This is a genomic window from Thermococcus litoralis DSM 5473 (assembly GCF_000246985.2).
Taxonomy (GTDB): Archaea; Methanobacteriota_B; Thermococci; order Thermococcales; family Thermococcaceae; genus Thermococcus_A; species Thermococcus_A litoralis.
Window position 1 is genome coordinate 1,287,932 of the sequence record NC_022084.1, and the last position, 22,839, is coordinate 1,310,770.

The following is a 22,839-nucleotide window of genomic DNA, read 5'->3' on the forward strand; positions in this document are numbered from 1 at the left end:
CTTGGATGCCTTCTGGAGAATAATAATCAACCCTGAATTTTATACTTTTCCGAAAAACTTTTTTATGAATTCGTTTAAACTTCACGTATGCTCCCGATCAAAGTAAAAAACCTCTCGAAATCATTTGACTCAAAGCGCGCCCTTGATGGCATTTCATTCTCTATAAGTGATCCAGGAATAGTCGGGATAATCGGCCCCAACGGTGCGGGAAAGACCACCCTGATTAGAATCCTTACCGGGCTGTTAAAGCCCGATTCTGGAAGGGTTGAGCTCTTCGGAAGAGAACCTGAGAAAGCCAGGGAGCTATTTGCGCTCCTGCCCCAGGACGTCAGGGCCCACTTCTACACGCTCACACCGAGGGAGTACGTCTACCACTACCTACGAATGCGTGGTCTTCCAAAGAGAGAAGCCATTAAGAAGGCCTATGAAACAATGGAAGCCTTTGGTATAGACTACGCTGACGAGCTCTTTTCTACCCTTTCCGGAGGGATGGTTAGGAGAGCCCTTCTGGCCATGGTTCTCTCGGCGGAGGTTCCTCTTTACTTCCTCGACGAGCCTACGGTTGGCCTTGACGTCCAGAACAGACTCAGGCTGTGGGAAATCCTTCGCGAGAGGGCTGAGGAAGCAACGATAATCCTCACAAGCCACTACCTAAACGAGATATCGAGCGTCTGCGACAGGGTGCTCCTCCTCAAAGCGGGGAATATAGTCGCCGACGGCAGACCTGAGGAGATAGCGCGGGACTACCTCAGCGGGTTTACATCGAAGATCGTGGCTTTTGAGGGAGTTTCCCTTGGGGGCTTCTTCCTGAGGAGGGCCGGGAGGAACACCTACATCTACGCGCGCTCCAAAGCGGAGGAGAGGGAAATAATCGAGAGGCTTGAGGAGCTTGGGATTCCCTTCAGGAGGGAGGAGGTAACCATAGAGGACGTCTTTCTGGTCGGTGGTCTCGATGATAGCGCTGATTGAGTACTACGCGAGGGCCCTGACCAAGGGAAAGTTCGCGCTGGTGAGCTTTGCCCTTCAGCCGCTCTCTTTCATCTTCATCGTCTACGTCGTGAGTGGCGGGAGGTTTCTTGACAGGGCACTCGCTGGGGCTATCGTGAGCTTCATAGCTGGCGTCGGCATAGCCGACCTCTCCATCGAGCTCGTGGGTATGAAGGCCCGTTCGAAGTTCTACGACATAATAATGTCTCTTCCCGGTGGAAACTGGAGGAAGGCCCTTGGAATATCCATTGGAATGAGCATTCCAGCCTTTCCCTACGTTCTGCTCTTAACACTCCTGATCTCGTGGCGTCTCGGATTAGAAGCAATACCCGGAATCTTGTTTGGAATAGTTTCTCTCTGGCTCTGGAGCGCTGGAATTGGCTTTTTCATGGGTGTCAAGATAAAGGAACCGCTCACCGTGATGAGACTCTCCAATTTGACCGTCACGGCCCTAACGGTCTTCCCACCGGTCTACTATCCCGAAAGCGTTCTCCCGGAGAAGGTCGCCGCAGTGATGAACCTTCTCCCGACGGTGAGTGCAGCCAGATTGATGACAGGAGAGGGTGGAAGCGCGTTTTTGACCTCAATCTTCTGGGCAGTTTTTGGAGTGTTCCTGCTCTTGAAGTTCAGGGGGCTTGAAGGTTAGTTCATAACCGATAAAAACCCTTGGAAAGCTCAAGCTTTTAGTAGTCTTTCAATTTCATTCTCAAGTTTTCTGAGCTTTTCCTTGGCTCTTCTGAGCTGAAGATTTGCAATTTCAACTACCTTCCTAAGATAATCCTCACTTACCCAGAGTTCTCCATTCATGCCCAAGGGAACGTCCATTCTCTCGGTTGAGCGAATCTCCACTACGAGTTTTTTGTGACTTATGCTCTTGATGTTTGAATGCTTGAAGCCGCAGGAGATAGCTAAGTTGAGTAATCCCACAGCATCTTCTAGGGTCTTTGCAGAAATGTGGAGTATCGGGCTGTGAAGCATGAACCAGAGCATGCCTTCGCTGTGTTTCCCTATAGCCTCAAGCACCTCCTCCAATTCCACTTCTCTATGCCACTTGCCTAGCCATACTGCATTGAGCTTGTCCCCAAAATCTGGCATCTGCATAACACTTATCCTGCCTGAGCAGGAGGATGTTGTGAAGTAGTTTTCAAGGGAGTTAATCTTCTTTAAAAGAGAGATAATGTCCTTGTCCACCAGATCTTTTTCAAGAGCTACCTTCAGGTTTTCGAGGGCTTTCGCCTTCTGCAGCTCAAAATTTTTCTCATACAAAAACATGGGAGAAATTAAAGAAGGCGATTTTTAAAGTTTATGTGGAAAGATATTGCCTAACCCTTCTCTCAAATTCAGCAAAGTTCGGCACGCCTATAAATTCAACACGGTTGTTTATTAAAATCGTTGGTGTTCCCATTATGTTGTGCTCCATAGCCTTTCTCTGCCCTTCTGGGGTCGCGACGCTCACCTCTTTCGCTATAACACCATCATATTTCCTCGCTATTTCTTGCGCCATTGCCCATGCTATCGGACAGTAAGGACAAGTGGGAGAAGTTATGACCTCAATGATAACTTTTGGCTTCTTAGGCTTGACCTCAATTATCCCTGCTTTCTTCATGAGCTCGAGCATCTTTTTTCTTCTAATCATCTCCAGCTCGTCCATGCTCTCACCCCAAGGAAAATTCAAGTGAAGGAATTTAAAAATGAATTTATGAAGAAGTTTTCAACAGTCATTGCACCATTTTCTATATAATGTGATTCTGAGGAGTAAGTGGATTTGGGTAATTATCATAACTAATGGGCATTATAGATATCTTTTGAAATACACCTTCCATTAAAGTCCATTTTCGATCAATAAAACACATTGATGTATCGATGAAATTTAACTGACACAAAAGGTTATATATACCTTACTATATAACAATTAGGTGTAAAAAAGTTCATAAGTCCAAATCCGGAGGTGAACTTAATGGGTATAATAAAAAAGTACACTAGTATACCTCTGCCATATAGAGTTGGTGTTGCATTTTTATTGGGTGTCGCATTTGGGCTGAGTCTGTGGTACTACGACATGGCAAACGGAAGCAATCTCGGCGAAAGGGTAGCAACATACATCTCACCTTTTGGTGCAGTGCTCGTAAGAATGCTCAAAATGGTCGTTATACCAATAGTGTTCTTCTCTCTCATAGTCGGATCTTCGGGATTATCGCCAAAAAAGCTGGGAAGGGTTGGTGCAAAAGTTCTCCTATGGTACATGCTCACATCATTTATAGCTGCAATGATAGGTGTCGGTATCGCAATGTTTGTGCACCCCGGTCAAGGTGTAGCAGTTGACGTTGAAAACTTGGGAGTTCTATGGGAGAAGGAGGCCCCTCAATAACTCCCCCTTCAGGGCTGACGGATTTAATTCTTAAGATGTTCACAAATCCCTTTGAGGCATTGGCAAACGGCGAATTCCTCCCGATAATAGTCTTTGCCCTTCTGTTTGGTCTCGCGGCAAGAGTTCTTCTTGACCACACCCAAAATGAAACCGAAAGAAGACAGATTCAAATGGCACTTGACTTCGCCTCCGGCGCAAACTCGGTGATGTTCAAGATAGTTTCCTGGATTCTTGAGTACTTCCCAATCGGCGTGTTCTCATTAGCAGTTGTCAATTTTGGACTTTACGGCCCCTCAATAATTGGGCCTTACCTAAAGGCCGTTTTGGGAGTTATTTCAGGAATTGCTATAATGATATTTGTTGTATACTCCATCCTGCTTTCAGTCGTTCTCAAAGAGAACCCAATAGAGTTCTTTAAGAGGGCTAAAGAAGTTATGATAACATCATTTTTCACCAGAAGCAGTGCAGCCACACTTCCAGTCACAATTAAAACCGCAATAGAGTCTTTCAAGATAAAGAGGGAGCTTGCGGAGTTCTCTCTCCCAGTTGGTGCAACAATCAACATGAATGGAGTATGTATACACCTCCCGATGTGGGCCGTCTTTGCAGCAGATGTCTTTGGCATTGACCTCACAGTTAGCTCTTTGGCCATAGTTATAATAACCACCGTGCTGTCGGCAATAGGTGCGGGAGGAGTCCCTGGAGGAAGCCTAATGCTCCTCTTCATAGTGCTTGGAACCCTTGGCCTTGAGCCAAGCCAGATAGCAATAATAGTTGCCCTCGCTTTGGGAGTCAACCCACTCATAGATATGTTTGAGACAATGAACAACGTTACCGGAGACCTCTGCTGTACTTATATTGTTGCCAGAAAAGAAGACATGATTGAGCAATCCTGAGCTTTTTTCTCTTTTATTACTCTGTAATTCCCAGCATCTTAACAGCAATTTTGACAAGTTCTCCGTAGATGCAATACTCGTCTAATTTCTTTCCTCCGGTACTCCTAAGCAGTTTGCACTTACCACTGTCCCTTGAAGTGGATCTCACAATATGCAAGAACTTCTCCTAAAATCTCTCTTATTGGAACTCTTATTGAATGGCACTCTGTGGCTTTAATAGAAACTTACGAGATGCTGCTGATAATGGCTTTTGCACTCCTGATAGCTCTGCAGTGAAGCTCATCCAAATGTCTCTATACATATCCTGCAGAGCTTTGGGTCTATCCCGGGATCAACCTTGGAGTGGAAGGAGCAGACGTAGCCCTTTCCAAGCATCTCAACCGCGATCTTCACGAGCTCTCCGTGGATATAGTATTCGTCGGGCTTCTCCTTCATTATAATCTCTGCGAGTCTTTTCAACTTCTCATCAATGTCCGGGAATTTCTCTACCTCTATGAGAGCACCCCTATTCATTCGCAGGTATCTGGAGACGGCTGATTGAGTTATGTATAAAAGTCCGGCTATCTGAATTTGGCTAAGTCCTTTCTCTCTTAAAATCTCTACTAACCTTCTACGGAGAGAGGGATAGACGTATTTTGCAACGGCTTCAAAGGCGTTGGTCTTCATGATAGCTTTTATGACGAGCGGAATATATAAACCTTTCTGTCAACTTCTCCAACTTTTTGTCATGACATAAGTCATAAATCCCTTTGAGGTTAAGAAACCACAAAGCTTTTATGGAGAGAATTTCAATAGTAATCCGAGATATGACAAGTGTCATAAAAATGGGAGGTTGATAGACATGGCCATACGTGTTCCCGAGGCGTTTGATATGCTCTGCAACCAGTGCTCTATGAGCCTGGCTGGAGGATGCACGATTAGGGGAGTCTGCGGCAAGGATCCAGACCTTAACTCACTGCAGGAGGCTCTCCTCTATGGAATTAAGGGCACCTCGGCCTACTACTACCACTCCCTTGAAGTGGGCTACGACGATCCAGAGATCGGCCACTTTCTGAGCAAGGCCCTCTACTCAACGCTTACCAACGTCAATTTCGACAAGAACCGCTTCCTCCAGCTCATCCTTGAGAACGGAAGGGTCCATCTTGAGGCGATGAAGCTCCTCGACAAGGCCTACGTCGAGACCTTTGGAAGGCCTGAACCCGTTGAAGTACCAACTGGAACGGCCGAAGGACACGGTATACTCGTGACAGGCCACAGCTACAAGGCCCTCTACGAGCTCCTGAAGCAGATAGAGGAGAGGGGCCTTGAGGATGAAATAAAGGTTTACACCCACGCCGAGATGTTCCCCGCTCATGCCTATCCTGAACTCAAAAAGTTCAAGGCCCTCTACGGCAACTGGGGAGGGTCTTGGCTCTATCAAAAGAAGGAATTCGCCGAGTTCCCAGGGGTTATAGTGGGTACTAGCAATTGTGTCCAGCAGCCGACCAAGGCCTATCAGGACAGGATTTTCACAACAGGAATAGCGGGCCTTGAAGGAGTGCCCCACATAGAGGACTACAACTTTGAGCCCGTGATAGAGAGGGCCCTTGAGACTCCGAGGATGAAGGCCTACGACGGCGGGAAGCTCCTGACGGGATTCCATCACACGAACGTCTTGGCCATGAAGGACAAGCTGATAGAGCTCATCAACGAGGGCAAGATAAGGCACATATTCGTTGTCGGCGGGTGTGATACGCCGCACAAGGGCATGGGCTACTACGAGAGGCTTACCGAGCTGATTCCAAAAGATGCTATAATACTCTCCGCTGCCTGCGGAAAGTTCCGCTACAACGCAAGGGACTACGGCACCATCGAGGGAATTCCGCGCTTCCTTGACTTCGGTCAGTGTAACAACGTGTACTCCATAATTGAGATAGCAATAGCCTTAGCTAACGAGCTTGGAACCGATGTAAATTCTCTCCCGGTGAGCATCGTTTTGAGCTGGATGGAGCAGAAGGCTGTTGCGATACTCTACTCGCTCCTCTACCTCGGGGTAAAGGGCATATACCTCGGCCCCAAGCCGCCAGAGTTCCTCACTCCAAACGTCTTCGAAGCCCTGAGAAGGCAGTTCGACCTGAGGCTCATTAGTGATCCAGAGAGGGATCTTAGAGACATGCTAAACAGGGGCGTAAGCGTTGACGAGAGTGCCCCGGTCGCGGAGGAGCTGGAGTGAGCTCTCTTCACTTTTTGCTTTGTATTTTCTTGAAAGCCTGAAAAGGATTTAGTCTCTCAGGCGCTCTATTTGTCGGAGTTGTATTTTCCTGAACTTTGAAAGTTTGATTTAAATTCTATCGCAATAATTTTGTTAAACTTTAAATAGTAAATTTTTTAGAGTTCGGGATTAATTATCCAGTGCACGTATCTGGAGGTGTAGTAAGTGTGGAAGAAAACCCTCGCCTTCCTATTCGGGTTTTTGATTTTAGGAGTAACGTTCAGCGGTGCGAGCGCTACGGCAAGCTTTGTTAACGGAACGGTGAACGGCACCGTAACGGTTCCGTCAGAGTTAACTCTTGAGAAGAAGCCTGGAAACGAAGTTCAGCCGCAGTTCTGGGGGATTATTGGTCTTATATTACTTGATGCCGCAGCGAGCTAGTTCCTTGAGCATTACGTTTCTCCAGAAGTTGCAGCAGTCTACGATGCAGTCACAATACTCATTGACCCCGCTAAAATCGCAGAGAAACTGGGAATCAAGGGGGCAAAACTCGGAATTAAGGTCATTAGCCGCAATAAGGTGCTGATCGGTCTCTTCGAGGACAGCAAAGTCGTTAAGGAAATCACGTACGCTTCCAAGGATCTCGCTGAATGGGTAAGTAACAAGCTTGGAAAAGACTACATAGGGAAGATTGTTGAAAAATACGTTGTCAAGAGCGGAGGATTAAAGAAGGGCTATGACTTCGATGAGGTGGCAAAAACCCTAAAGAGAATATACGAATTGGGTATAACTAACGGTAACGCCAGAAGATTCATCGTTGACAAAGGCTGGGACGTTAGGAAACTGGAGAAAGTGCTCGAAGACGTGAAGAGCGTCAGAGGAGGAGACGATTTAATCAGGAGGATCAACGCTGATCTCGGAAATGAGAGGGCAAGAACTCTTGGGCCGCTTTACGAGGCAGAGGTCGTGAACCACCTCAAGAGAAGTGGGTGGAAGGTGGAGGAAGTTGAGAAGGACGTAGTAACGTCTCTTGGAAATACTGAAATTGACATCATTGCCAAGAAAGGGTTGGAGACTGTGTTGATAGAGTGCAAGAGAAGCTTTGGAGGAGTAAAGCCTAGCCAGATATTAGCTCAGGCTGAGTATGCTAAGAGCAAGAACATCAGGAAAATCTACGTGTACTACTCGAGGGATGCTTACAATCCAAGAGTAATGAGTGCTATACGAGAAGCAAAGTCTAAGTATGGGGTGGATATAGAGTTAGTCCAGTTGAGTTCGGAATTCAACTGACTTTCTTTTATTTAACATTGAAGGGGGGTGACGCCATGGGGGACTGTTATGATATAGTTGCGGTGTTTGAAAGGCCTTGGAAGGAGATTGTTGATGAATTAGATAGGCAGTTTGGGCTCGTTAAAGACACGGGGCATGGTCCGGACGAGTGGTATGAACATTATGACACAAAAGGATTTAAATTAGTGTTCAAAGGGAGGACTAAGGATATAATCCTGAAGACTACTAAACCTGAGTGGTATGCAGGCGTTGGCTTCTGGATTGAAGTGTTCTCAAAGAGTGAAATAACAATAGTTGACTTTGGAACCTGTACAAGTAAATTTTGGCATGTCTCAAGCAAGGAGCTATTGAGGTTTTTTGAGAAGTTAACGAACGCCGGAGCAGTGCTAATTATAGGTTACGTGTACGGGAGTGAAAGGTTTGAGGATATTTTTGGAGAGTGGGACCAGTTCCTCGTCTATGAGTGGCTGGAGAAAGCCCTAAAGCATGGAAAGCTTGAAATCCTTCCTTCTGGAGTTACCATCGTGAAGGACAACTTGCTCCCCATCGAGGACGGCCTCTACGAACTTGCTGAAATACCTTGGATGGAAGAAAAGGAGTACGTTCTCATAAAAAGCCTGAACGGGCATAAAATCCTCGTCTCGATATGGAGGAGTGATTTGACTTATGAAGACTCTTACCGGGAACTCCTTGAGGATAAGACTTGGTTCAGCCGGGACATAACCACGTTGATCTTCGGGAGAATTGGGAAAAGAGTTAAGGACGAGTTCCTCGTCAAAAGGGCTGAAGAGTATTTTAAAGCACAGGTGGATGAGGATGAGCGTTGATCATTTAGGTTTAAGAAGAAGTACGACATGGCTTTAAGCTTTATGGCGACTTGGGTGATGTTGATATAATTACCAGAAAATGATGAAATAGTTTTACATTGAGTGCAAGAGAGGAAGTAGCGAATATCTGACGAACAATTGTTGAAAGAGGCGGAATACGACAACATGATGCGTGTAAGAAAACTAATTGTGTACTACTCTCGTGACCCTAGTTCCCACCACCTGTGAAGTTGTACAATCTGTCCAGATTCACGGCCAGAATCGCCCCTAAAATCCTGACAGTTAACCCCCTCAAACTAACACTCCTGCTCAGCCTCAGAAGAAACTCAGAAAACCTAAAAAACAAAGTCTCAACCCTCCTGCGAAAGTCAGACACGTACTTGTAAAACTTCTTCTCTTCCAGATTACTAATCTGATTCCCCCGCTTTACTGGCGTGTAAACAACGCCAAACCTCAGAAATTCCTCCTCGAGCCCCCTGCTAACATACCCCTTATCCAAAAACAGAAAACAGCCAGAAAACTCCTCAACAATCACCCAGAACTTTTCCCTGACAACACTCACATCATGCTTATTCGCCGGATCAACAGACAGTAAAGCCAGCAAATTTCCATCAGAGTAACAGGTCAGCTTGTACCCATAGTAAAACTTTTTTTAGAGGGAAAAAACTCAACTGCAGGCTTTTCAGAGATGACTTCTAAAGAACCCTCCTTATCCTTCCTGTTTTTTCTGGCCAACTCCTTGGTCTGAATGGGCTTTGAGTCCAGTATTCTAACGTATTCTCTGGCGTGTTTTTTGAATAATTCTTCCTGTGCTAGGAGTAGGAGTTTTTCGTGCCTGTTCAAGCGTTCTGTTAGCTTCATTTCTTCGATTAGGACTCTGTAAGCGTGCTTGTAAACTCCGTTAAAGTGCAAGTGTGCTAGTATTGCGAAGGTTATCAGGTCGTAGAGGCTGATTATTTCCCTGTGAGTGTTTTTTGGGTAGTGTTTGCTGACTATCGGGTAGATTTCGGATTTTATGATCAGGATTTTCCTCTGAAAGCTCAATACAACCACCAATCAACCAAAAAACTTAAGTGCTTATAACTCCAACGATCTGATGGGAACTAGGGTTTAATTTTAATTTTTCTTTAGTTTATCAGGGGTGATGAACTTGATAACTTGGTACTTTGATGTTGAGTATTTGAGAAAAAATCTGGAAACTGAGGAAATAACAACTCAAGGTAAAACTCCCATGCAGCTTTCAACAATATTGAAGTTGTTTCGTTTGCCCGCAGGGAGGTACTTATTAAAAATATTGGGAGAAGAAGTGCTTGCAGATGATTCCGGTGAAGCGATATACTTTACCAGTGTTCCCCAAGATGCATTCCTCGTGAGCATCTATCTCCGGGGAGCTTTAGAGAAATTTAACCAAGAGATTGCTACAAAGACCTGGTTTGTTGAATTTTTACAAAAATACGTTTATCCTCCTGAAATCAGAAGAATTCCAGATCCACGGCTAAGAGAGGTTCCTATAGAAGAACTAAGACGAGAATACTTGTTAGAGTGTCCAGATGTTAAAGGATACGTTTTTGACGTTACATTCGGAAAGATTTTGAGCCCGGTGGTGTTTAAACTCAAAGGAGAAAAAGTGTTTATATGCTCGGAACTTTACTTTGCGGATAAAGGCAACATCCTTAACCCCAAAAGGGTAGTGATAGAGGGTGATGCTGGCTCATTGTCGAGAGCTTTCCTGAAAATGGGAGAAGAGACTTTAAAGAGTCTAGTTGAACTAGGTGAACTGCTACCTCCGGGAGCGTGGAAAGAGCCATTGGCGGAATACATTGAAGTTCTTAACACTTTCAGAAAGTTTAGTCTTAGTCTGGTAAGAGGCAAGCGTACTTAAACGGCTGGGATGCCAACGATGCTAAAAAGCTTGCAGAGGATTTTGACGAGGGGGTACAGGGGTTTCAGGGCACACTTCAATGGGGCAAACCTTGATTGTGGAGTATTCGAAGAAGGAGATGTTATCATTGATGCAAAAGGGGCAAAACATATTATTTTCAACCACCTCATGAAAAAAGCCTGGAAAAGATCAGTTCACTCACATTTCCACCGTGGATCTTTTAAACGAAATGGGCAAGGTTATAGAAAACCCAGACAAAATTGAATGCGGAGACATTGTCAGTGGAAACAGAGAATAGTACTTGTTAAATATTCCCCAAAGCTGGGAAAGAAAGTGGTGGTAGTGATTGAGATGGGAGATGTACCGGATAGTTACTTCGTTTCCAGCACCGAAATACTGAGGGTGGTGGAGTGATGCACATCTCTTTTTATTTTATAAGCCAGGATAGAGGATTTCCAGTACTCATAACTGAGAAGAGTTCAATTTTTTTGACCAGAGAGCCAGTTCCTTTCGATGAGTTTAAAAGACGAATAAACGCCCTTGTCTTCAGCGAGGCTGATTTCACGGACCTCTTCGAAGTTAGGATATTCAAAAAAGATCCGTATATTGAGATAAAACTTTCGAATGGCACGAAACTTAGAACAACTATTGAAAATTTTCTTGAAGGTGTGAACAAATCAGTTGAAAACCTTTCTAGAGTTATATCCAGGGAGCCTGTACACTTGGAAAGCTTAGTCCTTAAGATAATCTCACCCCCCTCATGTGAAAGCAGGAAAAGTTGCAGAAATGAGTATGAACTTGAGATCTATGGGGAAAGTCTTTACATAATAAGCTCTACAGTTTACTTGGACGAATACCTTAGCGAATTGATCGAGCTTAGAGACTTCATAAAAAGTGGGAAGCTTCCGAGAGAGTCATGGAGAATTATTCATGACCTCGATGGAAAAATCAGAGAAGTTCTTAGTATGGATACCAGCAAACCCGAAAACCGTGGCATGCTTCTTGAGTTCACCAGACTTAAGGGGTTATCAAAAGGAGCATCTCCACCACTTATCCGTTTCACTTTTGCAATGTATGATCCCTTTGAGGTGATTTACGTGGCAGAATCTGAAAGTGGCAGCATAATGCTAATATTCATCCTCTATGCTCAGATGGCAGTTGTTGTTAAAAAGGAATCTCTGCTCAAGTCAATTGAGAGAGCAATTCAAGATGCACGTAACGAACTTGAGAAACTTGAGTACAGATCAGAAAGGCAAATAGACTCAAGAGGTGAAGATTTTTTTAAGAAAGGGGCAGGAGAGTGAGCTCATGTCCTTCTCTATTACCCTAAGGTTAGGCTTGGCTTTACCTCTTTAATTTTTCGTATCGAGCAGTAAATCATGGGGGTGTCGTTATGACAAAGGCGAGAGTTAAGCTCTGGTATACTCTTCCAGATACCAGCTACCTGAGAAAAGCTGTTTTATCCTCACTTTTAGATGCCGTTGAAACTTATAGCGAGTCCGTAAAAGAAGGGGACGAAGAAGATTTTAGCAAGCTCCTGGGAGACATTGTTTTAAGAGGATTTGAGTATGAGGTTAGATACGGCCTGAAAATTGAGGATGTCGAGCTTATAGCCCCTGCTATTGGGAATTTACTTCACTTCCTCGAAGACGTTGCCCTATCCTTAGTGTATGTCAAAAAGGGAGAGAACGGCATTAAAAGTCTCTCGGCTTTTCCCTTGGATGTTAATCCGTTAAAAACAGTTGACATAGAGAGATCAATGTTTAGCAATGATTCTCTCAAATTGCTCTTTGGGACATTTGAGCCAAAAAGAACGTATTTCCTCCACAAGCAAGGAAACGTTCTCGAAATAAAATCATCTGATGATAATACAACAATCCATATAAATGCCGATGAATATGTGGACAACATTAAAAATGATCTCGTGAGTGGAATCTACAATGTTGAAGAAATCTTGAAAATGCATACCTTGCTAGGGGTCTTACGCACCAGGATTCAGTGGTTAAAGGTAATGACGAGATACGCCCTAAAGTGAAAAGTCAATGCAAAAAGTTAGCTACTTCCCGGAAGGAGAGGTTATAATTGATGATGAAGGGGCGACACACATAATTGAAAGGCACATTAAAAAGGGGGTGTATGATTATAAATCGAAATTTGAACAGATAACCGCCAAACAGCTTCTGCAGATGCTTGAAGAGACTATTAAAACAGGTGAGATAAACTGTCGCAGAAGTAATCCACCGAAGGAAGTAGTCCTTGAAAAGTATTATCCCGGGATAGGGGCCAAGAACCGGCTGAGAGTTGTCATAAGGAAAATATCCAATGGCTCATACAAGATAGTGACAGCACACCCTGTGGATTGGGACTGAGTACAAGGGACCACCTTTTAATTTTTTAACTACATAGCATTGGGGTGATACAAATGGTGAATTTCAAAATCACGTTTAAACTTGAAGAACCTTTTGGCCCCTTGGAAAAAAGGGCGAGAAGAGCAGTAACGGAAGGAAAAGAACACGGCTATTCAGACGAATCGATAATAGAGACAGTTCTCAGCGAGTACGATGTCAGCATCAGTTGCAGAGTAGAGGAAGTGTTTAACGCGACTGTCCACCTCAACGAATTTCTTTATGAGCTTTTTAGATTTGCATTTTATGCCGTAACAGGCGAAGTGCCAGAAGACGTGAAGTCATATGGATGGAGCTTCAAGAGGCTCGCAGAACTCCCGGACTGGCTTGATGAGGAAGTTAGGGTCCTGAGAGGACTATTGGGGGAGGAGTTTAACGAACTAACGTCCAGTCCATTTTTAAGGTCCTTCCTCGGAAGCTACGATCCCATTTTAATCGTATACGGGTTCAGGAAGGGCGAATACATGTATCTCGTGAACGTGGACTACAGAAAGGTCTGCAGGGTATCAACCAGTGAGTTCTTGAGGAGAGTAATGAATGTCGCAGAGGAGGCTATCACGGAATTGGAGTCCTGCACTCGCGTATTTGATGGGAATGGGATTAGAAAGTACAGAGAGATGATCGACGGGTACAGGGAACTAACTAAAAGATTGAAGAATTTGCTGGGAATTGGAAATTATTAACGGGGAGAATAATGTATGGGTCCAAAATTCGCCTTGAATTTGTTGAGAAAAGTAGAAAAGCCCGGGGATGCCCTCAATGCCAGTTAGATTTTCAGTTGATTCCCCTCTTGAAGAGTTGGAGGAATCAGGAGGATTTGGGGCTTGGATCACTATAGAGGTGAATGGAAAGCGGATTGTGTGGGCTGCCTGCTACATCCTGCAGGCAATCTCCGGAATTCTTGCCACAGTAACCCTCGCGGTTGCATCGTGTGATGGAATCCCTTACGTGCTTGAAAAGTTTGGGGAGGACGAGATAAGGGTGATAAAGGGGAACTGCAGGGACGAGGAACTTAGGGTAAGTTTTGGCACCTACGAGCCCGTCTCCCCAGTGGTGTTCAGGAAGGAGGGTAACTACCTGCTCATCGAGGCCTTCGAGAACCAGCAATTGGTTGGCAGGGAGAGAGTCGAAGTCAGAGAATACGTTAAAGCTGCCCTTGAATTCCTTGATGAGTACCTGAAGGGAACGAAGGATGAGGCTTACGTGACTGGGCTTGAGAGGGTTAAAGAGCTCGTGAAAAAGAAATTTCATTTGACCCTCTGAGTGCTCTCCAGCGTCTGGGGAGAAGGAGCGGGTTTAAATATAATCTCGAAAAAGAACCGTACAGGATAATAACGGCCTACCTAAAGTGGTTAGGGAGGTAGACAAATGTCGTTCTCCATTTTATTTTTTCCAAAGGATGAGGAAGGGCTGAAGGCTCACTTCAAATACGATATAACCTTGAACTTCGAGATAAACGGCGAAGTCATTAAAACGCTATGCAGTGGACGAGAGGCAGTTTTCAGTGCGATTTACCTTCTGGCATTCTGTTCAGCTTCCTGCGAAGGCATAAAAGAGCTGGAAATGCGCAGTGGTCTATGCACAACTTTCTTGAGCGACGTAGAGCAATGTCGGAGTGCTAAGGGCAAGCTTGTCACCGACTTCGGTTCAATAGAACCATCGGTCGTCTTTGCCTTTACCAAAAAGTCTGACAAAGTCAGAATCGAGGTTCTCGTAGATTATGAAATTGAGTACTACAAAACATTTGAGGTGTCACTGAGTGAGGTGGCAAAGTCGGTATTGGAGTTTTTGGAGTCCGTGGTGAGCATTGTCGGAGATGACAAGCTGAGAAGAAGCTTGGAAATTGCCAAGGACATTGCGACAAGAGAAGGTCTGATTGCCCCATCCGCAGAGGAAGGCTTCAAAATAACTGTTGATTGGGTGGGGGAGTTTAAATGCGGGTCCAAACGAATGCCCCTGCTGTATTCAGGGGTGAGAGCCAGAAGGGTGTTGTTTAGCGGCATAGTTGATCCGCTAAGCTTTGCATCCGAGCTCATTAACCTCGCAATTCTCACAGAGGAGAGCCGTGAAGAGACCAGTACTCCGGTACCATTGGCGTACAGGGATTGGTTTAGAGAAGCACTCGCCTTAATCGGAACTGTAGGCAAGAAAAAACCTGCCATGATTTTAACACTGGGGAGCTTTGATCCGCGGCCAATTTTCGTTTTCAGGGACTCCGGCGAACTCCTCTTGGTCAGTCCCTCACGCAAAACTGTAGCAAGAGTACCCGCCAAAGACATCGTCCCGGCCGTTAGCTCCGCGGTTTTGGATGTGGTCGGCTGGTTGAAGAAGTGGGACGACACGGAGTATCCAGGATACGTCTCGAAAGAAAAGGCGATATCAATGATAACTGAGGAGCTTGAGAGGATAAAACAGAAAAAACCGGCTGGGGGAAGAGAAGAGACACATCCCCTGTAAGGGCAAAATAGCACTGGAGGTGGACACAGAAATTGGCAGAGTAAGGGGGATACTACAGAGGATAGGATACAAAAGCTACAAGGTTCTTACGGCATACCTGTTAAAATCCCACTGAGTTGATGCCCACAATTTTTTATATGCTGCATTAACTTATAAGGTGGTGCACATGACAAGGGTTCATCTGTGGTACACACTCCCAACTAAAGACTACCTGAAGGGAGCAGTCGTTTCGTCGCTCTCAGACACCGTGGAAACATACACTGAATCCGTTGAAGAAGACGACGAAGAGGACTTCAACGAGCTCCTCAAAGGCATTATCTCAAGGGCATTTGAATACGGCGTTAAGTACGGGTTGGCGGTGAACGGCAGAGAGCTGATAGCACCCGCCTGTGGGAACTTAATTGACTTTTTTGAGGACGTGGCACTCTCGATTGTTTACGCAGGGGAGGAAAGGATTCAATAATCGAACTCATGAGTCTCCCGGCGGAGGTAAACCCCCTCAGGAACAACCCTGTCACCAGAAACATGTCCATGGAAGAGGTGTTTTTTCCTGAAGGGCCCCTTAAACTCTTCTTCGGCACCTTTGACCCCATAAAGTTCGTCCTGTACCGCAAACATAGCAAAATCCTTGAAATTGAGTCGCCGGACAACGGAGTAACCGTCCGGGTGGGGGTTGAAGAGTACGTAGAGGGCATTAGGGAAGACCTCATAAGGGGAGTACATGAGGTGGAAGAAGCCCTAAAAACGTTCACCCCCTGCGGGCTTTATATCCAAAAATACAATGGGTGAAGGTGATAGTAAGGTATGCGCTCAGCACATGGTGAGAAGCATGACCCTGCACACCACTAACCCGGGGGTTTACTGGTACTGGTATGCCATAAAAACGCTGGATTCAACCGCTAAAAGCGTGGACGAGCTTTTGGAGTGGATGGAGGTACTTTTTGACTTCGATAATGTTCTCAAGCACCACCTGCCGGAGCTCAGAGGTCACTGGATTGAGAACCACTCACTCCTAACTGGGGTTCCTAGGAACATCAATGTTCTCTCCACCACCGTAAGCTTCCCCCGCTTTCTTGGAAACTTCATAGCTGGAATTTTATACGCGCTCGAAAAGGAGAACGAGTTCAGAAAGTTCATTGGAGGACCGGGAGTTAAACGCCTGCAGGGGACGGCAGGATGGTTCCCGAGGACGTGCTGAGGCCCATTGGAGAGCTCCCCGACTGGGCAAGGAGAACGCAAGCAAAGGTCAAACTCTACGTGGACATGGACTTTGGAGCCTTTGACCCCACCCTTCATGCAGTACTTTTAAGGAGTGGAAACTCTCTGATTTGGATTTTCGACAATGGCAGGGTCTACAAGATGAGGGGAAGAGAGTTCACGAGGTTTGCTTTGGACATTCTCATTGCAGGGAGGGACTCAATAAATGTCCTAATAGATCGTATTGATATTCGTTCATCCCTGGCCAAGGCCACAATAAGGCACATTGACAGGTCGATTGGAATGCTCTCGTTCGATAGGTAGCTCGGATGACATAGGGAAAAGAAGGAGGTGAGCTCATGTCTTTCTCCTTTATCTTTTTTGGCTTTGAGGAGGCTCTTAGGGGTGAGGTGCCTGCGGATACTTTAACCATTGCCATTAAAAACGGGGATGAGATTATACCCTTGGGCGACTGCTTTACCAGAGACGCTGTTGGTGACGTTATTGATGCCATTGCATTCGCTGTTAACTCCTGCGAGGGCGTTAAGGAACTGTACATTCGGAGCGGGAAGTGTGATGTTTTGTTATTTCCTGGTAGATATTGTCAAGATAACAGTATTACCCTAAGGTTGGGCACGTACGAACCAATATCCTATATCCTCTTTAAAATCAATGGCGACCTCATCCAGCTTAAAATACGCCGGGAGGATAGAAAAGATGTGACGACCGTGGAGGTTCCTCGCGAGAAGTTCGTTCCATCCGCCATAAGCTTTGTCAGCTCCTTCCTCGTGAAGTTTCCTGATGAGGACTTAATGAGGGAGCTTAGGATTGTGGAGGAAATGGCGAGTAGGAAGGGCTTTCTCCCCACTGAGAAAAAGTTTGAAATTAAGGTTGAGTGGCTCGGGGAGGTTAAATGCAGGAACAAGAAGTTTTCCCTGGTTTACGCAATCATAAGTCATGGCAAGGAAATATTCAGCGGGCTCGTTGAACCGGTGGCATTTGCCGGCTCGCTGTTGGAAGTCCTCAGGAGTATTCGCGGTCTGGAGAACAGGTGCCAGGTAGAGCTAACTCTCTACGAAGACGTGATAAGAAGAGCATCCTCCCTGGTTGGGGAGGGATCTTTGGAGTACTTTGTGCCCTGCTTCGGGAACGAATGGCCGGGCCCGTTGTTAGTCTTTAAAAAGAACCGTGAACTGGCCTTTGTGAACGTTAAAACCGGCTTGATTGTGGGGGTCGGTATGGAAGAGGTGGAGGGTGAGGTCGTGAGGGCTGTGAAGGAAGTTGTTGAGAAACTCGAAGAACGGGGAGAAGCGCACTGGCTCAGAAAAGAGCTTGAAGAGATCTTGAGATAGTAGGATAAACTCCAGCGGTGAGGCACTGGAGTTGAGGCTGGTGATCATGTGCCCGGAAATTTACTGGTATTGGTGCATCCCAGAGAGGGGAAGAGGTATGGATGAACTCTTGAAGCATATGAAGGCGCTTTTCGACTTCGATGGTGTTTTAAAACGTTGAGCTTGTTGACGGTCGCTTGTCCCTGGGCAGAGCAACTGTTAGGCACGTTAAGAGGTTCGTCTCGCATTTGGGGGTCTACGGGGGAATAGCTGTGTGTGAGTTCAGGTGGAAAAGGCTTGAGCTGAGGAGGGGTCCACTCTGGAGGGTCATTGTAGTCCCACCGAGGCACTACAGAATAAAACTTGGCCCGATTGAAATTTATTCCTCTGTTCACCCCCTGAGGTTGATATTGACTATTGAAAGCCTCGCCCAAGGAGCTAAGTACCTACTCTCCAATAATTTTGAGGACATGGAACTTGAAGACGAGCCCGACTATACAACCCTAATAAGCTCCTGTGGGACGTTCAATGGTTTCTTTCTGCTTTCGCTAGGTCTTCCAGAGGATTTTGGAGTGGTTCTTAAACGGGAGAATCACAGGGTAACCCTATGTTACCCAGATAATTTCGACATCCCCCTTCCCACTTACTCAGTGAAGAAATGGGAGGCCCCAGCGGAGGAACTGGGGGAGTGCATGAGAAAAGCCGCGATCGAAGGAATTGAAAATCTTTTCATCGAAATCACCAAAGCTCTGAGAGGCGAATACCTTGAGTGGGGGGAGAAGGTGCTCAAGATACTCAAAAAAGTGGAATAATAGTGGGTCGGGAGGTGGAGTATGCGAAAGATATGCTTATAATCTTCAGGGAGATACTGACAGGAGGTGGTTTCAATCTTTGCTTTTTCATTCTTCCTACAGGAGGGAGATAGGGGATTTCCAGTGCTGGTGCTCGAAGAGGGGCCAGTTTTCATCAGTGAAGACCCAGTGACGCTGGATGAATTCATAAGCTCCCTAAAGGCACTCCACTCGATGGATGCTCTCCCGAAAAAGCTCTGGGACCTGAAGATAATGGCTGAGGGTGGATGGGTTTACCTGACCCTTCGGCATGGTGGGGAAGTACAGCTCACCCGTGACAACTTCATCGAGGCAATCCGAACTTCCATCCAGAACCTGAAATCGGTTCTTAATAATAAACCCATGCGGATGGAGTGGCTCAGGTTCAAACTAAAGCCGCCTTCCCATGAAGTTCTTGAGATGTTCGGTGAACCTGAGGATATCATGGACGAGTACGAAGTTCAAGTTTACGGGAGCATGTACGTACTGGAGGCGTTTGTTAATCTCGAGGGGTACGTTGAGGAGCTTAAACTTCTCAAGGCGTTTGTGTCGGATGGCAAACTGCCTGCGGAGGAGTGGCGGGTAAAGTGGAACGTTGATGGTGAAATCAAGAGGCTGTCTTCCAAAGAGGCAAAAAAGCCGGAGGATAGGGGCCTTCTCCGCGAACTAGCAGGCCTTGAAAAGCTCTCAGCAGGAGCGGCTCCTCCTTTCGTTCGCTTTACCCTTTCAACCTATGACCCCTTTGAAGTTCTCTATGCGGCAGACTCTGGAAAGGGAGAATTTTTGCTGGCATTCGTCCTGTATTCCGGTATGGCAGTCAAAATCCCAAAGAACGCTCTCCTGAGGGCCATCGATGAGGCCATCAAAGATGCAGAAAAGGAACTTAAAAGGGTAAAGCTATCTGGGAGGTGAGCTCATGTCTTTCTCCTTTATCTTCTTTGGCTGGGAAGAGGCTCTTAGGACTGAGATGTTTGCGGATTACTTAATCAGCACCATCAAACACAGAGAGGAGATTTATCATTTTGAGCAGTTTTTGGCTAATTTATAAAGATATTCCAAAGAAATACTCGTGGTCACATCTTTTCCAGCGCCTTTAGCTCTTTCATCATTTCCTCAAAGCGCTCGTCACTCATGCCGATGAGCTTCTTGGCCTTTCTCAGCGTTACCGTCCTCGCGAGCGTCTTCCTCATAACGGGGTTCTGGAGTGGTGAAAAGCCGTACTTAACGAGTATGTCGAGGGCTTCGGGGTATGCCTTGAGGAGCTTGGCCACGTTGGTGTCTTCCATTATCTCTTCCAGCTTATCATCGCACTCCTTGACCTCCATCTTCAGCTCCTTTGACTCCTCCGTTTTGCTCACCTTCAGCACGAAGAACTCTCCCACTTTGTTCAGCTCCACTTGATAGCCAGCCTCTTCGAGCTTGGGTATTATATCTACAAAGGGTTTGTCGCCGATTACCTCAAGGGTCTCCCCGATTTTGAGCCGCTCAAGGTTTTCCAGTATCATAACCGCAGGCTGTGGTGGTTTCAAACCCCTAACATCCAGTATCATTTCCCATCACCGCTTCTATTTATGACATTTGGCATATAAACCTTGTTGGACAATTCTGTCCAGAAAGGCTTAAAAGCATTTGATATGACATTTGTCATGAAGGTGGTAATATGAAAAGTGTGAAACTCTTGGATGGAGTCTACTGGGTCGGTGTTAAGGACTGGAGCAGGAGGATATTTGACTCCCTCATCCCCCTCCCGGAAGGCACCTCTTACAACGCCTACCTCGTGTTCGGCAACGAAAAGAGCGCCCTCATAGACACCGTAAACCCGGGTTTCGAGAGAGAACTTGAGGAAAAGATGAACGAGGTAGTGCCCCTTGAGGGGATAGACTACGTGGTCATGAACCACGCTGAACCTGACCACGCGGGTGCAATACCCCACATAATGGAGCGCAACAAAAAGGCCCTCCTCATCACAACGGAAAAGGGAAAAGAGCTCGCGAAAGCATACTACAATGTCCCCGATGAGAGGATAATGGTCGTGAAGGAGGGGGATGAGGTAGACCTCGGCGGCAAAACGCTCCGCTTTATAGAGGCTCCATGGCTCCACTGGCCGGAGACGATGTTCACCTATCTCGTTGAGGACAAAGTGCTGTTCCCATGCGACTTCTTCGGTGCTCACACTGCCCACGGCCTCTACGATGATGAGGTTCCCTCCATAATCGAGTACGCCCAGAGATACTTCGGTGAAATCATGATGCCCTTTGCGGGCATGGCCAAAAGGGCCATGGAAAAGCTCAAAGGGCTGGAGATCAAAATGATAGCCCCAAGCCACGGCCCCATCTACAGAAACCCGGAGAGGATTCTAAAAGCCTACGAAAGCTGGGTGAAGGGAGAGACTAAGGAGGAGGTGCTTGTAGCTTACGTGAGCATGTGGGGCTCCAACAGGGAGCTTGCGAAAGAGCTGGCTGACCTGCTCGTGGCAAGGGGGATTGACGTTAAGGTTCACGACCTCGTGAGCGCCGACATCGGGGAGCTCGCAAAGGACCTCGTTGACTCAAGGGGTATAGTGCTGGCAGCGCCTACGGTGCTCGGGAGTGCTCATCCGCTCGCCGTTTATGCTGCCTACCTCGTGAAGGCCCTGAGGCCCCCGGCGAAGTACGCTGTCCTAATAGGCTCCCACGGATGGCACGGGAGGAGCATAGACGCAATACTGGAGATTCTGAAGGGTGCAAGCTTTGAGCTGCTCGGGACGATAGATGTCCACGCGAGGCCGAAGGAGGAGGACTATAAAGCCCTCCACAGTTTAGCTGACCTTCTGGCGAAAAAGGTTAGGGGTGAGTAAAATGACCGAGCTTTTGAACACCCGCGAATACAAGAAGGAACAGCTCAAGAAGCTCCTCCTAATGATACACGAAGGAGAAAGCGTTGAAAAGCTAAAGGAAGAGTTTAGATCAGTTTTGAGCAACATCTCTCCGCTTGAGATACCCCTCATCGAGCAGGAGCTTGTGAAGGAGGGAATTTCCGCCAGGGATATAGCCAAGATGTGCGACCTTCATGTCGAGCTGTTCCGTGAAGCCGTTAAAGGTACGGAAGAGCTTGAGGAGAGGGATTTACCCGACGGCCATCCCCTGAAGACCCTCTACCTTGAGAACAAGGAAATAATGAAGGACGCTGAGATGCTCAATCTCTATGCAAGAACTTTGGCAACAACAAAAGACGAACGTATGCGTAAAGAAATCCTAGGCGTTCTGGAGGAGATAGTGGGCAACCTGAGAATGGTCGGCTTCACCCACTACAACCGCGAGGAGATGTTGATATTCCCGTACATAGAACGCCGCGGACTTACGGCCATAGCCACAGTCCTCTGGACGAAGCACGACGAGATAAGGGCCATGATAAAGCAACTTGCAGAGCTTTTGAGAAAGAGGGAGGAGATGCCCTGGGAGGAGTTTGTGGAGAAATTCAAGGCAAAGGCCGGTGAGGCTGCCTTCGCTTTGAGTGACATGGTTTTCAGGGAGAACAACATCTTTTACCCAACGCTCAAGGCTCTCTTAAGCGAGGGCGAGTGGAAGGCAATAAAGATGCAGGAAGATGAAATCGGCTACTACAAGGTGAAGCCGCCGGAGTGGGACCCGGGTGAGGACGTTAAGCCCCTTCACCCCTGGGAGATAAACCCCGAGCTGAGCGTTGAACAACTCCTTACCCTCCCGAAGGAAGTCCAGCAGGCCCTTAGGGGTCAACCTTTGGAGTTTGATAAGAGCGGGCTAAAGCGTGAGGGAGACATAGACCTCGGAACGGGCTATCTCAACATAGGGGAGCTGAAGGCGATCTTCGAGGCGCTCCCGGTTGACGTGACCTTCATAGACAAAGACGATAGGGTTAGGTTCTTCTCGCCCGGAGAGAGGATTTTCACGAGGACGCCTTCGGTGCTCGGAAGACCAGTACAGCTCTGCCACCCGCCGAAGAGCGTTTACGTTGTCAACAAAATCCTCAAGGCCTTCAAGGAGGGGAGAAAGAAAGAGGCTACTTTCTGGCTCAGACTCGGCCCAAAGTACGTTTACATCAAGTATGTTCCTCTGTTCGACGAGAAAGGCGAGTACATGGGAACGCTTGAGATGACGATGGACATAGCACCCTATAAGAAAATAGAGGGTGAAAAAAGGCTTTTGGACTGGAGGGATTGA

33 protein-coding genes are annotated in these 22,839 nt (G+C 46.7%); 27 read left to right on the plus strand and 6 right to left on the minus strand.

Translation table 11 applies throughout. The annotated features are described in order from the left end of the window. Nucleotides 1-87 precede the first annotated feature (87 nt). Nucleotides 88-969: an ABC transporter ATP-binding protein gene (locus tag OCC_RS06925; protein WP_004070220.1), complete on the plus strand. Its 882-nt coding sequence runs from the start codon at nt 88-90 to the stop codon at nt 967-969. Then, the gene (locus tag OCC_RS06930) at nt 953-1,633 is read left to right on the plus strand and encodes a hypothetical protein (RefSeq protein ID WP_004070222.1); all 681 of its coding nucleotides are present in this window, start codon (nt 953-955) and stop codon (nt 1,631-1,633) included. The genes OCC_RS06925 and OCC_RS06930 overlap by 17 nt, the downstream gene beginning before the upstream one ends. Before the next feature lie 29 nt (nt 1,634-1,662). Here OCC_RS06930 and taw3 read toward each other — a convergent pair whose 3' ends face one another. Beyond that, the gene (gene taw3, locus OCC_RS06935) at nt 1,663-2,259 is read right to left on the minus strand and encodes a tRNA(Phe) 7-((3-amino-3-carboxypropyl)-4-demethylwyosine(37)-N(4))-methyltransferase Taw3 (RefSeq protein ID WP_004070224.1); all 597 of its coding nucleotides are present in this window, start codon (nt 2,257-2,259) and stop codon (nt 1,663-1,665) included. Between the two features lie 31 nt (nt 2,260-2,290). Beyond that, a complete protein-coding gene (locus tag OCC_RS06940; protein WP_004070227.1) occupies nt 2,291-2,638 on the minus strand; it encodes a thioredoxin family protein in 348 nt (115 codons plus the stop codon). Nucleotides 2,639-2,944: 306 nt separating this feature from the next. Between OCC_RS06940 and OCC_RS13000 the strand changes: the two genes are divergently transcribed. After that, the gene (locus tag OCC_RS13000) at nt 2,945-3,355 is read left to right on the plus strand and encodes a cation:dicarboxylate symporter family transporter (protein WP_020953717.1); all 411 of its coding nucleotides are present in this window, start codon (nt 2,945-2,947) and stop codon (nt 3,353-3,355) included. After that, nucleotides 3,331-4,251, plus strand: coding sequence for a dicarboxylate/amino acid:cation symporter (locus tag OCC_RS06945; protein WP_020953718.1), 921 nt, complete (start codon nt 3,331-3,333; stop codon nt 4,249-4,251). The genes OCC_RS13000 and OCC_RS06945 overlap by 25 nt, the downstream gene beginning before the upstream one ends. 16 nt (nt 4,252-4,267) lie before the next feature. Here OCC_RS06945 and OCC_RS12595 read toward each other — a convergent pair whose 3' ends face one another. Together OCC_RS12595 and OCC_RS06950 are read right to left on the minus strand one after the other, a co-directional pair. Further along, nucleotides 4,268-4,408, minus strand: coding sequence for a hypothetical protein (locus OCC_RS12595; protein ID WP_020953719.1), 141 nt, complete (start codon nt 4,406-4,408; stop codon nt 4,268-4,270). A gap of 122 nt (nt 4,409-4,530) precedes the next feature. Then, nucleotides 4,531-4,917 (minus strand): transcriptional regulator, encoded by a 387-nt coding sequence (locus OCC_RS06950; protein WP_004070229.1) that lies wholly within the window; start codon nt 4,915-4,917, stop codon nt 4,531-4,533. Between the two features lie 175 nt (nt 4,918-5,092). Here OCC_RS06950 and hcp point away from each other — a divergent pair, with 175 nt between their 5' ends. From hcp to OCC_RS06970, 4 genes are all read left to right on the plus strand, one after another. Further along, entirely contained in the window at nt 5,093-6,463 is a 1,371-nt protein-coding gene (gene hcp, locus OCC_RS06955) for a hydroxylamine reductase (protein ID WP_004070230.1), read from the plus strand. Between the two features lie 204 nt (nt 6,464-6,667). Continuing rightward, entirely contained in the window at nt 6,668-6,883 is a 216-nt protein-coding gene (locus OCC_RS06960; protein WP_004070231.1) for a hypothetical protein, read from the plus strand. A 138-nt stretch (nt 6,884-7,021) separates the two neighbouring features. After that, the gene (locus OCC_RS06965; protein WP_004070232.1) at nt 7,022-7,732 is read left to right on the plus strand and encodes a YraN family protein; all 711 of its coding nucleotides are present in this window, start codon (nt 7,022-7,024) and stop codon (nt 7,730-7,732) included. 35 nt (nt 7,733-7,767) lie between these two features. After that, nucleotides 7,768-8,559 carry a hypothetical protein gene (locus OCC_RS06970; protein WP_004070233.1) on the plus strand — a complete coding sequence of 264 codons (792 nt, stop codon included), beginning with the start codon at nt 7,768-7,770 and terminating at the stop codon, nt 8,557-8,559. 208 nt (nt 8,560-8,767) lie between these two features. Here the strand turns inward: OCC_RS06970 and OCC_RS12275 are convergent. Next, nucleotides 8,768-9,612, minus strand: a protein-coding gene (locus OCC_RS12275; RefSeq protein WP_076612200.1) for an IS982-like element ISTli1 family transposase whose coding sequence is annotated in 2 segments (ribosomal slippage) — nt 8,768-9,211 and nt 9,214-9,612 — 843 coding nt in all. Because the reading frame shifts where the segments join, the coding sequence is not laid out codon by codon here. Between the two features lie 91 nt (nt 9,613-9,703). On the opposite strand from OCC_RS12275, the gene OCC_RS06985 reads away from it, so the two are divergent. The 17 genes from OCC_RS06985 to OCC_RS13010 all read left to right on the plus strand — a co-directional run bounded on the left by OCC_RS06985 (nt 9,704) and on the right by OCC_RS13010 (nt 19,709). After that, nucleotides 9,704-10,441, plus strand: a complete 738-nt coding sequence (locus OCC_RS06985; RefSeq protein WP_048874627.1) for a hypothetical protein — start codon at nt 9,704-9,706, stop codon at nt 10,439-10,441. An 18-nt stretch (nt 10,442-10,459) separates the two neighbouring features. Continuing rightward, nucleotides 10,460-10,705 carry a hypothetical protein gene (locus OCC_RS06990; RefSeq protein ID WP_004070237.1) on the plus strand — a complete coding sequence of 82 codons (246 nt, stop codon included), beginning with the start codon at nt 10,460-10,462 and terminating at the stop codon, nt 10,703-10,705. 149 nt (nt 10,706-10,854) lie between these two features. Then, entirely contained in the window at nt 10,855-11,745 is an 891-nt protein-coding gene (locus tag OCC_RS06995) for a hypothetical protein (RefSeq protein ID WP_004070238.1), read from the plus strand. A gap of 89 nt (nt 11,746-11,834) precedes the next feature. Further along, nucleotides 11,835-12,476: a hypothetical protein gene (locus OCC_RS07000; protein WP_004070239.1), complete on the plus strand. Its 642-nt coding sequence runs from the start codon at nt 11,835-11,837 to the stop codon at nt 12,474-12,476. Between the two features lie 7 nt (nt 12,477-12,483). Beyond that, a complete protein-coding gene (locus tag OCC_RS07005) occupies nt 12,484-12,810 on the plus strand; it encodes a hypothetical protein (RefSeq protein WP_004070241.1) in 327 nt (108 codons plus the stop codon). A 53-nt stretch (nt 12,811-12,863) separates the two neighbouring features. Next, on the plus strand, nt 12,864-13,529 hold the full coding sequence (locus tag OCC_RS07010; protein ID WP_004070244.1) for a hypothetical protein: 666 nt from the start codon (nt 12,864-12,866) through the stop codon (nt 13,527-13,529). Between the two features lie 76 nt (nt 13,530-13,605). Next, on the plus strand, nt 13,606-14,109 hold the full coding sequence (locus OCC_RS07015; protein WP_004070247.1) for a hypothetical protein: 504 nt from the start codon (nt 13,606-13,608) through the stop codon (nt 14,107-14,109). Between the two features lie 105 nt (nt 14,110-14,214). Then, nucleotides 14,215-15,303 (plus strand): hypothetical protein, encoded by a 1,089-nt coding sequence (locus tag OCC_RS07020; protein ID WP_004070248.1) that lies wholly within the window; start codon nt 14,215-14,217, stop codon nt 15,301-15,303. A gap of 166 nt (nt 15,304-15,469) precedes the next feature. Continuing rightward, nucleotides 15,470-15,766 carry a hypothetical protein gene (locus OCC_RS07025; protein ID WP_004070250.1) on the plus strand — a complete coding sequence of 99 codons (297 nt, stop codon included), beginning with the start codon at nt 15,470-15,472 and terminating at the stop codon, nt 15,764-15,766. A gap of 8 nt (nt 15,767-15,774) precedes the next feature. Then, nucleotides 15,775-16,092 carry a hypothetical protein gene (locus OCC_RS07030; RefSeq protein ID WP_004070251.1) on the plus strand — a complete coding sequence of 106 codons (318 nt, stop codon included), beginning with the start codon at nt 15,775-15,777 and terminating at the stop codon, nt 16,090-16,092. 40 nt (nt 16,093-16,132) lie between these two features. After that, complete coding sequence (locus OCC_RS07035) at nt 16,133-16,501, plus strand: hypothetical protein (RefSeq protein ID WP_004070254.1); 369 nt, start codon at nt 16,133-16,135, stop codon at nt 16,499-16,501. Then, nucleotides 16,480-16,824, plus strand: a complete 345-nt coding sequence (locus OCC_RS07040) for a hypothetical protein (protein ID WP_004070257.1) — start codon at nt 16,480-16,482, stop codon at nt 16,822-16,824. The genes OCC_RS07035 and OCC_RS07040 overlap by 22 nt, the downstream gene beginning before the upstream one ends. A 35-nt stretch (nt 16,825-16,859) precedes the next feature. After that, a complete protein-coding gene (locus OCC_RS07045) occupies nt 16,860-17,852 on the plus strand; it encodes a hypothetical protein (protein WP_004070258.1) in 993 nt (330 codons plus the stop codon). A gap of 31 nt (nt 17,853-17,883) precedes the next feature. Then, nucleotides 17,884-18,012 carry a hypothetical protein gene (locus tag OCC_RS13005; RefSeq protein WP_274517768.1) on the plus strand — a complete coding sequence of 43 codons (129 nt, stop codon included), beginning with the start codon at nt 17,884-17,886 and terminating at the stop codon, nt 18,010-18,012. A gap of 16 nt (nt 18,013-18,028) precedes the next feature. Continuing rightward, the gene (locus OCC_RS07050; protein WP_020953723.1) at nt 18,029-18,643 is read left to right on the plus strand and encodes a hypothetical protein; all 615 of its coding nucleotides are present in this window, start codon (nt 18,029-18,031) and stop codon (nt 18,641-18,643) included. Between the two features lie 66 nt (nt 18,644-18,709). Then, a complete protein-coding gene (locus OCC_RS07055) occupies nt 18,710-19,573 on the plus strand; it encodes a hypothetical protein (protein WP_004070262.1) in 864 nt (287 codons plus the stop codon). Between the two features lie 4 nt (nt 19,574-19,577). Next, the gene (locus OCC_RS13010) at nt 19,578-19,709 is read left to right on the plus strand and encodes a hypothetical protein (RefSeq protein WP_020953724.1); all 132 of its coding nucleotides are present in this window, start codon (nt 19,578-19,580) and stop codon (nt 19,707-19,709) included. A 25-nt stretch (nt 19,710-19,734) separates the two neighbouring features. Here the strand turns inward: OCC_RS13010 and OCC_RS07060 are convergent, their stop codons facing one another. Further along, the gene (locus OCC_RS07060; RefSeq protein WP_004070264.1) at nt 19,735-20,211 is read right to left on the minus strand and encodes a DUF1858 domain-containing protein; all 477 of its coding nucleotides are present in this window, start codon (nt 20,209-20,211) and stop codon (nt 19,735-19,737) included. A gap of 110 nt (nt 20,212-20,321) precedes the next feature. On the opposite strand from OCC_RS07060, the gene OCC_RS07065 reads away from it, so the two are divergent. Both OCC_RS07065 and OCC_RS07070 read left to right on the plus strand, forming a co-directional pair. Beyond that, nucleotides 20,322-21,497, plus strand: a complete 1,176-nt coding sequence (locus OCC_RS07065; RefSeq protein WP_004070267.1) for an FprA family A-type flavoprotein — start codon at nt 20,322-20,324, stop codon at nt 21,495-21,497. 1 nt (nt 21,498) lies between these two features. Then, nucleotides 21,499-22,839, plus strand: a complete 1,341-nt coding sequence (locus tag OCC_RS07070) for a DUF438 domain-containing protein (protein ID WP_004070269.1) — start codon at nt 21,499-21,501, stop codon at nt 22,837-22,839.